Here is a 15,049-nt window from a genome sequence, read left to right on the forward strand (position 1 = left end):
AATACATATTATTTACAATATTGAGTTATGTTTTTTTAATAAAATTCGTATATTTGGCAAACAACTCATAAAAAGAGCCTATATGACAACTGAAAATTTAGTGCAAAGTATCTTAAATGCCTCATGGGGCATCTATCTCGCATTTACGTTCATATTTATATTTATGAAGATTCCTAAGCGTAAGTCTTTTGCACCTTATAAACATTCGCGTGTCTTCATGGTATTTGCTTACTTTTTTCTCTTTTTACAAATATTCATTGGATGGATGCTTCCTAAGAATTCAATTTCACCAGAAGTTCTTGCTGCCATTGATACACCTTTCTTCTATATCGAACTTATATTTCTTTGTTTAGCTTTTTTTCATTTGCTTGACCATTCTTTTGGATCTTTTAAACGAATATTGCAGGATTTATCGTCATGGTGCATAGTATGTTTTGCCTGCATAACATCGCTTACGATTAAGAACCACACAATTCAAATCGTATTGGTATTATTCAGCAGTTTTATGTTGGCCTGCTTCACTACCATTTGTGTACTTCGTTTTATTAGAATGTATAAGGTTGCACGTGTTCAACTTTCTAATTATTATACCGACCAAATGTATTACTTTGTGCTTTGGATACGTCGAAGTATTACGTATATCGCAATTTTTGGAATTGTTAGCTTTGTAGTACTCTTCGCTCCATATACATTTAGAGTGGTTTATTTTTTGGCAGCAACTATCATGAATGTCTATATTGCCAAATCGTTCATTAACTATTCTTTTGTATTTGAAGAAGTAGAACATTCACTTAATCTGAGTTTCAACCAGCAGATATTATTAAGAAACCCTCAAACTCACAAATCAAACGATACCAAAGCTGATATTTTATCTGAGTCACAAAAGGGTTTAATGCGTATATGGCTTTCGAATGAAAAATACTGCAATTCGGACTTAACTATTGATTCGGTAGCTCGCGAAATAAAAACCAACCGCAGCTATCTATCAAGATATATCAACGAAACTTATAATTCTAATTTCAGTAACTGGATTAGCAGTTTACGCATCCGTAAAGCCAAACAGATAATGCAATCAGACACAACGCTTACAATTGAAGAAGTAGCCTATAAAGTAGGTTTTTCATCAAGCAGTTACTTTATTCAAATATTCTTGCGATTGGAAGGAGTTACCCCTTTTCGTTGGCTTAATACACAACAAAGGATATAGAGAAAACGAAAGTTATTTGTAATTTTGAAAAATATAATTACAAAACAAAAAACTGTAATTATAAAAATAAAAATTGTAATTAAGTTTTTATTGAAATGTAATTAGTCGTCCCTTAAAAACTATATTTCAGCATAAAGCTTGTATTGACAGGCTCTATGCTGATTCTTTTTATAAGGTCCAAAAGAACTCTCATAGCTCTTTTGAAGTTATATGCTGCCGCAGCTAATAATACATTGATAGCATCTCCTTTCATACCTTTATAAAAGTTGCGAGATAATCGGTGGTCTGCTTTAAGATGTCCTATCGTTGGCTCTATACCTGCTCGTTTACAAAATAACTTGTGTTTCTTTCTCTTTTGGTAGTAGCTGTCTTTAGCTTTAAGAACGTCTGGAATGAGTATCTTTGTCTGCCCAATCTGCTTTATACCTCTATACCCTCTATCTCCTGCTAACTTATCAACCTTCCTTCCCGTCATCCTTTGGGTTTGTTCTAACGTCTTTTCGATAGTATGCCCATCATATTCATTCCTAAAAGAACATGCACCAAGAATAAGTCCTGACCATGAGCGAAGAATAGATACTTTATTGCCAAACTCATATTGCTTATGTTCCTTACCCTTGCTGATGCAAACTACATCTGGTTCGTGCAGAGAATATACTTTGTTCTTTGACTTCCTATTCTGAGAAAGAACTCTGTAATATAGCTCAAACATCTTCTCATATCCTTTCCTTCCCCCAAGATTACGCTCTAGCTCTCTTACTAATCTACCTGCTATGGTCTTCAGTTGTCTATCTGCCTTAAGAGCTTTCTTACGATTCTTGGGATGATTACGAAAACGTTGGGAACGGTAAATGCCTTTCAAGGTACGCGTATAACTCTGTCGTAGAGGAAGACAATTGTCATGAACTATCTTCAGAACGTTTTTGATTATCTTTTTATGCAACTTCGCATCTGTAGGATAGGTTATATTCTTCTCCTGCACGGTAGAATCAATGAAAGCCGTATCAAAATGATCTTCGTTATCATGGTCGGTATTAACGCGGATGCTCTCGGCTAATATTAACTCCATACCTTCCTCGCCTATACGATTTCTGAAGTGAACTAACTCGGAAGCGTCACAGGGTTGTTTGGGCATAAATTCAAGTCCACCACAGAAATATTGGTAGTAAGCATTCTCACTCCATTGAGAAACCACCATTTCATCTGACACATTGCGCAGATGTTTTAAAATTAAAAGACCACACATCAAGCGAATAGGATGAGCAGGGCGACCATTATTGCTGCAATACAAAGGAGAGAAAGCATTTTCAAAACATTCCCAATTAATCTTATTACTAAGTTGGAAAAGGGGATGTTCATGGCTAAGCATGTCCTCTAAAGAAGAGAACATAGAGAGCTGTTTAGATGTACGTTTAAGCATAAATATCTGCAAGATTTATAATGTAAAGGTACAAAAACTTGCAGATATAAGCAAATAATTTACAGGATAATATACTATGAATCAGGAGAATATTAGGTTTTTAAGGGAGGACTAATTACATTTTTTTCATCGGCAATTCTTGCCCATTTAAAAAGTCTTTTTACTCTTTAAGAAAGTGGAACTACTACTCTTCTACTTCTATTCTTTGTTCGTGGTCTGAATGTATTCTAATATCTCGGAACGAAGTAGGCGATACTCCAAAGAAATTACGGAAAAGACGATTATAGGTACTTCTTGAATTAAAACCAGCCATCAATCCTGTATCGTTAATATTCATATCAGGTCGTCCTACCAACAATGCAGCTGCATAACGCAGACGATAACGAGTAATAAACTCAGATATGGTAAGTCCGTCAGCATATTTCCTTATGGCACTACCTAAGTAAGTTCGGTTTGTATTTAATAGCGCAGCCATAGTATCTCGATTAAAATCAGGGTCACAATAAGGCTTATCTCTGTCCATCATTTGGCAAGTTTCTATAAACAAGCGTTCTTCCATCGTTAGCTTTTCTTCGGATAAAGTTTCCAATGAAGCAAGGTTTAAGCGTTCTGTAAGTTTAAAACGTTGTACTGTTTTAAACATTATCTTTTCTCTTTCTCGGAGCTTTCGTGTGTAAATATAATAAATCACACCTAATAATATTGACACTACCAACGCTCCCAAAGCGATAACTAAGTTCATATTAGCTTTATCTCTGTTAGCTCTTTCGATTTCCAATTGGGAGTTTACGCTCATTTCATTGATTTGGTTACGCATGTATTTTTCTTCTAAACTATCGCGTTTTTCCATCAAACTACTGTATAGTTGCGAGGCTTCCTTATATCGGCCTGCTTTATTTAAAATATTAGCGTGGTCGATTAACAAATTATTCATACCCATGGCATCGTTAATAGAGGAACTTATTTTCAGGCAAATATTACTATACTTCAAAGCTTTTTCAAAATCTTTTTTGCATACCCAAAACTGTGCTATACTATAATAATAAGCCGACTTTACTCTTATTGTTTGAGAATTTATTGTTGCAGCAACTTTCTGAAGATAAGGTTTGGCTGCATCACAGTTTCCCAATTGTACTTGTGCGTTTCCTATAGAAAGATAACAATAAGCATACCATGGTGTCAGGGGTGATAAAGATCTGCCTTCTTTTTTTAATGTTTCAGCTTGTTCATTTAGTTTTACTTCCCATTCTTGAGCAACTTGAAGCATTTGAGAATATTGCCCTTCATTATAAAGAGCGTCGGAATAATTAGAATAAATTAATATAAGCAAACGATTATTTTGCTGTAGTTTCTTGGCATATTCAAGAGCAATAGAAAAGTGTCTAAGTGATATGATACCATCGTACATGCCATCATAAATTTCTCCCAAAAGATTATTTGCAACAGCAAGGCCATATTCGCTTTTTCTTTTCTTAGCATCGGCAAATAGTTCTTTAGCTTCTGAAAGTGACCGAATAATTTTTTCTGAGTAAAAATAATGCTCCACCAAAAGCGACCATAATTCATAATAGTGCTCTATATAGCCATGACTTATCATTTTTTTCATAGCATTTGGCAACTCTTTCTGAAGTTCTGTCTGTCTGTCATAGTTATAGTAGTAAGTCATCAAACCTTTTAACCCATAGACTTCATGAGGTATTGAAGCTTGTTTTTTTGCTTCTGCAATATATAGTTTCAGTAGTTCGTATTGATTTTTATCGTCTATTCCAATAGCTTCGTCGCAAATATAACGCAAATAGGGTAATTGCTTTTCTTTCGGTAATTGCAGCATCTTACCTTGAATGGTTGCAAGATTTGAATCAGCAAACGCAACAGAAAAGCCAGCAATAAGGAAACAAAGTGCACAGAAAAAAACTTTTAAGAAATTAGGCGTAGGTATTAAATCGTGTAAAGGTAGCTTCATAATCAGAAATATTTCGTTTTTACAGCTTTTTTAGGCAAATAAATACATCGGTAATCTATTTCTGCATGTCTTCTCATACTCAACATTTAGAAAACAGCGATGCTTTTCAACTACATTTATAACTATCTGACTACAAAGATAATGATTTTATTCTAATCATTAACTATTTCCTTATTGATATTTACTAAATTATTTCTTTCCTTTTTACAACAGCTCGGGTAGTTCGTATAGCTTTGTTCCGTTGCTACCTTTAATTAAAATGTAATGTTCTTTGGGCTGACAACGTTCTATTTCAGCTTTAACAGCCTCAATATCCTTAAACTTTTTAAAAGTAGTAACAGTCTTTCCAAATTCCTCTCCAACAAGCCAAACATTTGTTATGCCTGCTGATGAAAGCAAATCCACCACTTTTTGGTGTTCTTCAGCGGTTACTTCGCCCAATTCGCGCATATCTCCAATAATTGCCATTTTATTGTCTACTGACATCAATCGGAAGTTTTCTATGGCTGCAGCCATGCTTGAAGGATTAGCATTATAAGCATCAACTATAAGTTTATTATTCTTTGTTTCAGTCAGTTGTGAGCGATTATTATTTGGTATATAGTTTTCTAATGCATCACATATTTGTTGTGTCGAAACGCCAAAATGCAAACCAACTGCAATAGCAGCCAACATATTATCTAAATTGTACGCACCAACAAGATGGGTGAGAACTTCTTTCCATTCACCTCCTGATTCGTGCCAACGGAAACGTAGGAATGGAGCACAATCAACAATTTCTCCTTGCACATTTGCTGTTTCATCTTGACCATAAGAAATTAGTCGTTCAAAATCACGTTGTTCAGCCATTTCTACCAGATGAGGGTTACTTTCGTTTAAGAAAAGTAGACAATCATGTGCTTTCAAGAAATCGTATAATTCACCTTTTGTTTGCTTAACACCTTCAAAACTTCCAAATCCCTGTAGGTGAGCACAGCCTACATTTGTAATTAAGCCACATGTTGGTTCTACATATTCCACCAATTTTTCAATATCGCCTTTATGCGATGCGCCCATCTCTATAACAGCAATCTCATGTTCTGAACTCAGGCGAAGTAAAGTTTTAGGCACACCTACATCATTGTTGAAATTACCTTCGGTGTGCAAAACATTAAATTTTTCAGCCAACACGGCCGAAATTAGTTCTTTTGAAGTAGTTTTACCGTTAGTGCCTGTAATTCCTATTACTGGAATTTGGAACGTACGGCGATGTGCCCTTGCTATTTCCTTATAGGCTACAAGGGCATCTTCAACGAGTATAATACAATCATTTCCTAACTCAGCATACTCTTTATCATCGATAATGGCATAGCTACATCCTTTTTCCAATGCTGCTTTTGCAAATTTATTACCATCGAACGACGCACCTTTTAGTGCAATAAATATACTTCCTTCAGGGCAATTTCTACTATCTGTCGTTATAACAGGGTGTTGTTCGTATAGTTTATACAATTCTTTGCTGTCCATATCTTCGTTTTTTTATACATGCAAAGGTAATGGAAATAGTATAAACTCCAAAGGAAAGAACATGCTTTTATTCGAGTTTATTCTAAAAAGAAAACTTCTTAAAACAGCTATGACTCAAATAAAAAAGTATTATAGCCTACTATCTATCAATAATCAAAACTAAATAGAAAGGCTTTACATGGTTCGAAGAAAGTGGAAGAACATAAAAATATTTGGGAAATGCAGTTTATTTTCAAAACAGAACAAGATATAAAAATAATGTATTAACTTTGTCCTATCAAACAAGAAAATCGTATGTACGTACAGATCGTGTTTGACTACAAACTAATTTAATGCAACAGAAGCTGTTATAAAGATAGAATAAAAGATTTAAAAAGCATGAAACGAACCTATTATAAAGTACCCATTATCGGGCTACAACTACTTTTATTTTTCTCTTATATTGGCTTGATTTTCTTTTATCTTTACAAGTTAGATAAGGAAGTTGCATTTTTTGATATTCCCATAAAATACACCAAATCTTCAATTTCAGATCAAACATATGGTATTGGCGTTACAGGTAGTACAGGTTCAACTACCGTATACTTTAAATCAGACAGCTTTCCCAATAAAGAATTTAGAGCACATTACTATAAATCTCTGGTTTTTACAAGAGGATTTTTTCGAGCAATTGAGAAGGAAAGATTGCCATCCTTGGGGTGTTATTTAGAACCCAGCTTCTTGCAGAGTAAGGAGAAAGAGGTACCATTCTTTTATTCTGAGCAAGAGAAAGATATCTTTTATTACTTAGGTTTAATATCTTATATGAAAGATAAATACTTTTATTTATTACTCTTGCCTTTACTTCTCATGATGCTTATGTGTTTTTTCACTAAGAAAATCAAATCATATATTTTGATAGTGATAACAGCAGTAGCTTGGTGTTTAATAATCTTTTTATAATTAAACTAGGTGAATTCATGAAAAAAAAAGATGTCAAAAGGTACACAAAACCAATACAACAGAAAATAATTATCGGAGTACAATTGCTTATCTTCTTTATTTATGTAGGTTTTCTTTTGATAGAATGCTATAAGACAAACAAAGAAGTTGTATTCGTTGATGTCCCTATTAGTTATAATAATGAGCTATACCCAACTCAAGATGTTGGAATTAGGTTTACAAAGGGTGGGTATCGTACTCCTGGCGATATGCGATTCACATCGGATAAATTCCCATATAAGGAATTTGAAGTTGATAATTTTGATGGAGTCTTATTTTTTAAAAGTATTTACTGGAATAAAGAAGAACACCCTGAATCTTTAGGTTGCTATGTAGAAAAAAAATATCTTCAAGATAAAGAGCGAATAATTCCATGCTTTCTATCTAAACAAGAAAAAGATGTATATCATTACTTTGCATTATTATCTTATGTGAAAAGCAAACATATCTTTTTCCTAATTACACTTACAATAGCTATGTCGTTGATTATGATCTTTTACGCTGTAAAAGTGAATTATTCACCTATATTATTCTTATTAGCTGCATTATCATTTATTTTTCTCTTTTTTACAATTCCAATCGCTTTGGTCGGGGCACTTTTAATATACTTTTTCCCCTCAAAAGACAAAATAAAGAAAATTATCATGGGTAAAAAACAAAGTTTTACTAAATAGATAACAAAATCTGTTTCAGCAAAAATAGATAAATCTTAACTACTATATACAATAAAAAAGCACGATTTTATCGATAAATTTAGTTAGATATGGAAAAAATCCCGCAAATCTTTTGATTTTACGGGACTTAAAACTATTATTTGTTTTTAAAACAATTTATTTACAGCTCATCAGTAAGAACGAAACCATATTATGGTTATCTTTCCCTACTAATTTATGAACGATGATTATCTTCACGACGTGGACGACGTTCGCCTCTATCGCCACGTGGACGACGTTGTGGTTCGACATATCCTTCAGGCTTTTCAAGTAAGCAACGGCGTGAAAGCTTGTACTTACCAGTCTTTGGATCAATGTCAAGAAGCTTAACCTGAATCTTATCGCCTTCCTTAATTCCTGCTTCTTCAACAGTTTCAAGACGTTTCCAATCAATCTCTGATATATGGAGCAAACCATCTTTACCTGGCATAATCTCAACGAAGCAACCATAAGGCATAATAGAACGTACTATTCCTTCGTATACTTCGCCAATTTCTGGTACAGCAACAATTGCCTTAATTTTGCCCAAAGCTGCATCAATAGCAGTTTTGTTAGGTGCAGAAACCTGGATTTTGCCAACACCATCAACTTCATCTATGGTAATTGTAGCACCACTTTCTTCCTGCATTTGCTGGATAATCTTACCACCAGGACCAATAATAGCACCAATAAACTCCTTAGGAATCTCAAGAGCTTCGATACGTGGAACCTGTGGTTTCATCTCTTCGCGTGGTTCAGCAATTGTTTCTATTATCTTACCAAGAATATGTTCGCGAGCTTGTTTTGCTTGCATAAGTGCTTTTTCGAGAATTTCATACGAAAGACCATCGCACTTAATATCCATTTGTGTTGCAGTAATACCATCGCGCGTACCTGTTGTCTTGAAGTCCATATCTCCCAAGTGGTCCTCATCACCAAGGATATCACTAAGCACAGCATACTTTTCTTCACCTGGATTCTTAATCAAACCCATTGCAATACCAGATACAGGTTTTTTAATAGGCACACCAGCATCCATTAAAGCTAATGTTCCAGAACATACAGTTGCCATAGAAGAAGAACCATTAGATTCCAAAACTTGACTTACAAGACGCACTGTGTAAGGGAAGTCTTCAGGAATCATACCCTTCAATCCACGCCATGCCAAGTGTCCATGACCAATTTCGCGACGACCAACACCACGTTGTGCCTTTGCCTCACCAGTACAGAAAGGAGGGAAATTGTAGTGAAGCAAGAAACGTTGATAGCTCTTATCAAGTACGTTGTCCACCATCTTCTCATCCAACTTTGTACCTAATGTACAAGTTGCGAGAGCCAATGTTTCACCGCGTTGGAAATAAGCACTTCCATGTGGCATAGGTAATGGATCTACTTCGCACCAAATTGGACGAATCTCGTCGCATGCACGTCCGTCCATGCGCTTACCAGTATCAAGAACACTGCGGCGCATTGAGTCGCGCTGTACATCAGCGAAATAACGTTCAATTTGTGCGTGTTTTTCCTCGAGGTCGTCTTCCGAAAGATCGGTATGTGCTGCATCGTAGCGCTCTACAAAATCTGCTTTAATCTTAGAATAAACTTCTTCACGGTGTTTCTTATCGTCATCACCGCTCTGTGCCTGCGCATAGCAAGCATCATAAGTTTCTTTCTTTACTTGTTCGCGGAGCTCTTCGTCGTTTACTTCATCGCAATATTCGCGCTTAACGTCTGTTCCAAGTTCCTTAGCAAGTTCTTCTTGTATTTCACACATTGGCTTAATAGCGTCATGTGCAGCCTTAAGAGCATTGATAAGGTCTTGTTCTGAAACCTCATCCATTTCACCTTCCACCATCATAATATTGTCTTTGGTGGCACCGACCATAACATCCATGTCGGCTTCCTTCATTTGTTCGAAGGTTGGATTTATTATATATTCTCCGTTTACACGTGCTACGCGTACCTCAGAGATTGGGTGTTCGATAGGAATATTCGAGCATTGCATAGCTACCGAAGCTGCAAAACCTGCCAAAGCATCGGGCATATCAACGCCATCAGCCGAAAGAAGCATTACACTAACGAACACTTCTGTGTGATAATCTGAAGGGAAAAGAGGACGAAGCACACGATCTACAAGACGTGATGTGAGAATTTCGTCATCATTGGCTTTGCCTTCGCGCTTTGTGAAACCACCAGGAAAACGGCCTGCGGCAGCATACTGCTCGCGATAATCTACTTGCAAAGGCATAAAGTCTGTACCTGGAACTGCCTCTTTGGCTGCACAAACTGTTGCGAGGAGCACAGTATTTCCCATTCTAATTACTGCAGCACCATCTGCTTGCTTTGCAACCTTTCCAGTTTCAATTGTGATGTTTCTTCCATCAGCCAATTGAAAAGTTTTCGTAATTACGTTCATCTAAAATTTAAATACTTATTGTTTTGACCAAACATCATAAGGAGGTGTAAAGACTATAAAAAGACAAAAGAATAACAATTGCTTTTTTCTAAAATATTTTACACATCCGCATAACTTTTTTAAAATCGCACAAATTTAAGTATTAATTGCTGAACAGACGAATAAAAGTCCATTTATTTTCTGCTTTCACCTGTTTTTCAGGCTTTTCAAGGTAACTTATTGGCGTTTATCCTTTTTTATGAAGCTTTTTCATTCAAAAGCAACAGCAACTTTGCAACTTGGTTGCATTCCTTTTTATTTATCTTTGCATCGAAATCAGTAACAAATCTAAAAAACAATGAAAAAGAAATTTATAAGAATTAGTCTAACCTCTGTGCTGTTATTAGTAGCATGGCTAACAGAGCATAACTGTAATCTACAGATATGGCAAATACTCATCATTTATCTTATTCCATATTTACTTATCAGCTACGACGTATTACACGAAGCTGTAGAAGGAATTATGGAGGGCGACCCTTTTGATGAGAATTTTCTAATGGCTGTTGCCACAATAGGAGCTTTCGTTGTGGGCTTTCTACCCAATGGAGAGCCTCAATTCTTAGAAGGCGTCTTCGTTATGTTATTCTTCCAAATTGGTGAATTATTTGAACATTATGCAGAAGACAAGACTCGTGACTCCATTTCAAACCTAATGGACATACGTCCAGACACAGCTAACGTTTTAAGAAATGGCGAATCCATCGTGGTAAATCCTTCTACTATTGCAGTCGGAGAAGTAGTTATTATCAAACCAGGCGAAAAAATTCCACTTGACGGAGAAGTGATTGAAGGTAGTTCAAGTTTAAATACAATAGCACTAACAGGAGAAAGTGTTCCCAAAGATGTAGCATTTGGAGATTCTGTCATATCTGGTTGTGTAAATATTTCGGGAGTATTGAAGGTAAAGGTGAATAAAACTTTCAGCAATTCTACTGCATCCAGAATTTTGAATTTAGTAGAAGAAGCAAGCGAAAGCAAATCAAAAAGCGAATCTTTCATTCGTCGCTTTGCACGTATTTACACACCTATAGTAGTTATTTCTGCACTCTTTTTAGCGTTTATTCCGCCATTTTTTGCTACAAGCTATACCGATGCTTTATTTACTTGGCTTTATCGTGCACTTACATTTCTTATTGTAAGTTGTCCATGCGCTTTAGTAATTTCCATCCCTTTATCGTTCTTCTGTGGTATTGGTGGGGCTGGACACGTTGGTATTCTTATAAAAGGTGGCAATTATATGGAAGCTTTAGCACGCACCAAGACAATTGTATTTGACAAAACTGGTACGCTTACTCGTGGAGTTTTTGAGGTTGAATCCATTCATCCAAATAATATTTCGGAACAGCAGCTCTTGCATCTTGCAGCCCATGTAGAGCAATATTCTAATCACCCTATTGCCACTACATTATGTAATGCCTACAAAGACAGCTCTTGCGATTGTAAAGTTGAAAACATAAAAGAAATTGCCGGACAAGGTATTTCTGCCGAAATCAACGGCAAAAATGTATGTGTAGGAAATGAAAAAATGATGAAATCAATTGGAGCAGAAATAGCAAATTGCAACAAATGTAATCACTTCAAAGGTACCATAATATATGTTGCGATAGACGGAGTATATGCTGGACACATCATTATATCCGACCAAATAAAAACTGATTCCGCACACGCTATTACAACATTAAAGGAAGTAGGAATAGAAAAAACTGTAATGTTAACAGGCGACCACAAAGAGGTTGCAAACTTTGTTGCTGAGCAATTAGGTATAGATGAGCATTATAGTGAACTAATGCCTGCCGATAAAGTTGAACATGTAGAACGCCTGCTTAACGAAAAATCTGCAAACAAAACTCTTGCTTTTGTTGGCGATGGAATAAACGATGCTCCAGTATTAGCTCGAGCAGATATTGGTATAGCCATGGGAGCACTTGGAAGTGATGCAGCCATAGAAGCTGCAGATGTAGTTTTAATGGACGACAAACCTTCAAAAATCACCAAAGCCATCGGTATTTCTCGCCGAACGATAGGCATTGCACGCCAAAATGCAATATTTGCTATTGGAATTAAGGTTGCCGTACTTGCACTTTCTACTTTTGGTATAGCAACAATGGGAATGGCTGTTTTTGCTGATGTGGGTGTTATGGTGGTTGCTGTTCTAAATGCTACCCGAGCTTTAAAAGTAAAATAAGTATATTCTTTTAACGTCTTAAAAAAGAATATGCCAATACAAAAAATATAATATCTAAAATCAAAATCGAAAGCGAATGCCTTCATATTGCAATTTATGCTTTATGAGGGCATTTTTTGTGCTTTTAAATCGCTTTATTCAATATAAATAACTACTTTTGCAAAAAATAAATAGACTTATTAAATGGGTATAACAATTTCAAAAAACGTACTTTATCGGGAAACTTTAGATTACATTATGATTGCTATCGGGTGTATCTCGTATAGCATTGGTTGGACCATCTTCTTACTTCCAAACGACATTAGTACGGGTGGTGTAGCAGGTTTATCATCTATTGTGTTTTGGGCATTCAATATTAAAGTCTCATATACCTACTTTTCTTTAAATGCACTCCTATTGGTTGTTGCCTTAAAAACGCTTGGTTGGCGATTCTGTGTCAAGACTATTTATGGTGTAATTGTAATGACCATCTCGGTAGGATTATTACGAGAATATGTTCCCGACCCTACAATCATGAAAGGAGAACCATTTATGGCAGCTCTCATCGGTTCTTTATTTTGCGGAACAGGTTTAGGATTCTGCCTATCTTATAATGGTAGTTCGGGTGGTTCTGATATTGTTGCAGCCATTGTTAATAAGTATCGAGATATTTCTCTTGGTCGTGTTCTCGTCTTAGTTGATACGTCTATCGTTACATTAAGTTATGTAGTACTAAAAGATTGGGAACGTGTCATCTATGGTTATCTTTCTTTAGTTATTGTATCTTTCGTGTTAGACCAGGTTGTAAACTCAGGAAGACGTTCTGTTCAATTCCTGATTATCTCAGAGAGATATAATGAAATTTGTAAGCAAGTTACGGAAACTCCGCCTCATCGTGGTTGTACCATTATTGACGCTCATGGATATTACAGCGGACAAACAACAAAAGTTGTATTAGTTGTTACACGCCAACGCGAAGCCAGAGTGCTCTACCATCTTATTAACGATATAGACCCACAAGCTTTTGTAACTCAAAGTCAGGTAATGGGAGTATTTGGACAAGGATTTGATAAATTCAAAATAAAAAGCAAAAACAATAATAAAAAATCAAACGAAGCAACTGCTTTAAAAACAGAATAAAGAAATAAGGTGTGTCAAAATAAAACTTGGCACACCTTATTTCTTTATTAAATGCATCTCTTCCTTTTTATCTAATTCAATGCCAAATTAAAAAGATATCGTTTTTCTCAAAGCGTCAATTCTCTACTTTACTATCCAATTCTTTATGTTTTTCCTCTATTTCCTCTTCTATCTTCTTGCGCTTTTGTTCAGCAATAGTATTGTTATATGCACGCATTATGGGGTCTTCCGTATTGATTCCATCAAACTTTTTAAATATCTCGCGTTGTTTTTTAACGTGTTCTTTATCGCGTCTAAGACGTTTGTCTAACATTAAGCCTACATCAAATTCTCCTAAAGCACGTTTTGGAGCCTTTTCAAGAATATCGCGCTTAGGCATTTGTTTTAGCAATTCTCTTCCATTTACAGTATGCTTTCCCCACACAATAACTTCTCCAAGAGACTGCTTTTCAGGAAAAAGGAAAACAGTATCCCTCTGCACTTCTTCTCGCAGTAAAGTTTCGGTGTGATACTTAGACTTAGAAAAAGTTGCAGACGTATAAATGTCAGGTAGACTTATAAGACCTCGATAATCTGTTTTACCAAAGTGTTTTCCATCTACCGAAATAGCAACATCACGTATAGGCAGACTGGTTACGCCATCGCAAACTTGCACTTGTTGGGCATGAACGCCAACAACACACATGAGAAGTACAACCAGTAGAAAAGTTTTATGTTGCATAGGTGGTCTATTTACTTTTGCAAAAGTAGAATTTATATCTCAAACTGTAAGCATTCTATCTTGCAATTACTTGTAAAAATCACAAACAAAAGTAAACTATCATCAAACTATAAATAGAATATAGCTTCGTTTCCCATATTGAAAAGTAAGTCAAGAATACTTAGATTGGCTTGGAAACCAATTTTATGTTCATACACTTGGTAGTAAGGTTTAGGCACGAATTCAATATCAACAAGCGGACGCTTCGGTCGTATTACTTCTCTAAAATCAGCATAAGGCAGAGCAGCTTCATCTGTTTTACCCATTGGTATAAATTCATCCGTTGAACGAATATCAGGCTGTATATCAAGCAATTCACACATTTTATGGGTAATTCCCATATTAAAATCGAAAAGAAACTTCCACTTCTTTTCATAGAAAGGGCGAATATCGTCTTGGTAATACTCAAAAAACGGACTTTCTCCATAAGCAGACTGCAAAGCATTCCAATGCTGATGACGCCAATTATCATGATCACTGATGCAAACATCGTGCATTTCGCACTTCACATCATCAAACTTTTCAACAGGAATTGATAAGGTTTGCACACCGTTTGCCGTAGCAATTACACAACGATTACGATAGGTTTGCTTCACAAAATTATCGTGTTGCTCTATCCAACACACATCATATCGGTTTAGTTTCTGAAACCATTGAATTGGTGCAAAGTAAGCAGAAGAAAGTAATGCTGGCATAATCAAGTCATTATAAAATCGTAGAGAGGTAAAAAAGAAGATAGCATTGCCTCAATGGTCTGATGGAAT

General features: G+C 35.8%; 11 protein-coding genes. 5 read left to right on the top strand and 6 right to left on the bottom strand.

Annotated features, from left to right (window positions below; genetic code table 11):
• Nucleotides 1-82: 82 nt before the first annotated feature.
• Complete coding sequence (locus HXN26_RS02575; RefSeq protein WP_273158469.1) at nt 83-1,207, top strand: helix-turn-helix domain-containing protein; 1,125 nt, start codon at nt 83-85, stop codon at nt 1,205-1,207.
• A gap of 112 nt (nt 1,208-1,319) precedes the next feature.
• On the opposite strand, the gene HXN26_RS02580 is transcribed toward HXN26_RS02575, so the two are convergent.
• From HXN26_RS02580 to HXN26_RS02590, 3 genes are all read right to left on the bottom strand, one after another.
• Nucleotides 1,320-2,627, bottom strand: a complete 1,308-nt coding sequence (locus HXN26_RS02580) for an IS5 family transposase (protein WP_273158470.1) — start codon at nt 2,625-2,627, stop codon at nt 1,320-1,322.
• Between the two features lie 184 nt (nt 2,628-2,811).
• Nucleotides 2,812-4,590, bottom strand: coding sequence for a helix-turn-helix domain-containing protein (locus HXN26_RS02585; protein WP_273158471.1), 1,779 nt, complete (start codon nt 4,588-4,590; stop codon nt 2,812-2,814).
• 204 nt (nt 4,591-4,794) lie between these two features.
• On the bottom strand, nt 4,795-6,096 hold the full coding sequence (locus tag HXN26_RS02590; protein ID WP_273158472.1) for a UDP-N-acetylmuramoyl-tripeptide--D-alanyl-D-alanine ligase: 1,302 nt from the start codon (nt 6,094-6,096) through the stop codon (nt 4,795-4,797).
• A gap of 378 nt (nt 6,097-6,474) precedes the next feature.
• On the opposite strand from HXN26_RS02590, the gene HXN26_RS02595 reads away from it, so the two are divergent.
• Both HXN26_RS02595 and HXN26_RS02600 read left to right on the top strand, forming a co-directional pair.
• Nucleotides 6,475-7,038, top strand: a complete 564-nt coding sequence (locus tag HXN26_RS02595; RefSeq protein ID WP_273158473.1) for a hypothetical protein — start codon at nt 6,475-6,477, stop codon at nt 7,036-7,038.
• 17 nt (nt 7,039-7,055) lie between these two features.
• Nucleotides 7,056-7,751, top strand: a complete 696-nt coding sequence (locus HXN26_RS02600; RefSeq protein WP_273158474.1) for a hypothetical protein — start codon at nt 7,056-7,058, stop codon at nt 7,749-7,751.
• Nucleotides 7,752-7,965: 214 nt separating this feature from the next.
• Here the strand turns inward: HXN26_RS02600 and pnp are convergent, their stop codons facing one another.
• The gene (pnp, locus tag HXN26_RS02605; protein WP_273158475.1) at nt 7,966-10,182 is read right to left on the bottom strand and encodes a polyribonucleotide nucleotidyltransferase; all 2,217 of its coding nucleotides are present in this window, start codon (nt 10,180-10,182) and stop codon (nt 7,966-7,968) included.
• A gap of 337 nt (nt 10,183-10,519) precedes the next feature.
• On the opposite strand from pnp, the gene HXN26_RS02610 reads away from it, so the two are divergent.
• Both HXN26_RS02610 and HXN26_RS02615 read left to right on the top strand, forming a co-directional pair.
• Nucleotides 10,520-12,406 (top strand): heavy metal translocating P-type ATPase, encoded by a 1,887-nt coding sequence (locus HXN26_RS02610; protein WP_273158476.1) that lies wholly within the window; start codon nt 10,520-10,522, stop codon nt 12,404-12,406.
• A gap of 183 nt (nt 12,407-12,589) precedes the next feature.
• Nucleotides 12,590-13,525: a YitT family protein gene (locus tag HXN26_RS02615; RefSeq protein ID WP_024999835.1), complete on the top strand. Its 936-nt coding sequence runs from the start codon at nt 12,590-12,592 to the stop codon at nt 13,523-13,525.
• 115 nt (nt 13,526-13,640) lie between these two features.
• On the opposite strand, the gene HXN26_RS02620 is transcribed toward HXN26_RS02615, so the two are convergent.
• Entirely contained in the window at nt 13,641-14,246 is a 606-nt protein-coding gene (locus tag HXN26_RS02620; RefSeq protein WP_273158477.1) for a hypothetical protein, read from the bottom strand.
• Nucleotides 14,247-14,353: 107 nt separating this feature from the next.
• Entirely contained in the window at nt 14,354-14,980 is a 627-nt protein-coding gene (locus tag HXN26_RS02625) for a WbqC family protein (RefSeq protein WP_273158478.1), read from the bottom strand.
• Between the last annotated feature and the right edge of the window lie 69 nt (nt 14,981-15,049).

This window comes from Prevotella aurantiaca, from assembly GCF_015262605.1.
GTDB classification, from domain to species: domain Bacteria; phylum Bacteroidota; class Bacteroidia; order Bacteroidales; family Bacteroidaceae; genus Prevotella; species Prevotella aurantiaca.

Bases quoted from the DNA above. Each gene is read 5' to 3' on its own strand.
- HXN26_RS02575 (WP_273158469.1), top strand. From the start codon at position 83: ATGACAACTGAAAATTTAGTGCAAAGTATCTTAAATGCCTCATGGGGC.
- HXN26_RS02580 (WP_273158470.1), bottom strand. From the start codon at position 2,627: ATGCTTAAACGTACATCTAAACAGCTCTCTATGTTCTCTTCTTTAGAG.
- HXN26_RS02585 (WP_273158471.1), bottom strand. From the start codon at position 4,590: ATGAAGCTACCTTTACACGATTTAATACCTACGCCTAATTTCTTAAAA.
- HXN26_RS02590 (WP_273158472.1), bottom strand. From the start codon at position 6,096: ATGGACAGCAAAGAATTGTATAAACTATACGAACAACACCCTGTTATA.
- HXN26_RS02595 (WP_273158473.1), top strand. From the start codon at position 6,475: ATGAAACGAACCTATTATAAAGTACCCATTATCGGGCTACAACTACTT.
- HXN26_RS02600 (WP_273158474.1), top strand. From the start codon at position 7,056: ATGAAAAAAAAAGATGTCAAAAGGTACACAAAACCAATACAACAGAAA.
- pnp (WP_273158475.1), bottom strand. From the start codon at position 10,182: ATGAACGTAATTACGAAAACTTTTCAATTGGCTGATGGAAGAAACATC.
- HXN26_RS02610 (WP_273158476.1), top strand. From the start codon at position 10,520: ATGAAAAAGAAATTTATAAGAATTAGTCTAACCTCTGTGCTGTTATTA.
- HXN26_RS02615 (WP_024999835.1), top strand. From the start codon at position 12,590: ATGGGTATAACAATTTCAAAAAACGTACTTTATCGGGAAACTTTAGAT.
- HXN26_RS02620 (WP_273158477.1), bottom strand. From the start codon at position 14,246: ATGCAACATAAAACTTTTCTACTGGTTGTACTTCTCATGTGTGTTGTT.
- HXN26_RS02625 (WP_273158478.1), bottom strand. From the start codon at position 14,980: ATGCCAGCATTACTTTCTTCTGCTTACTTTGCACCAATTCAATGGTTT.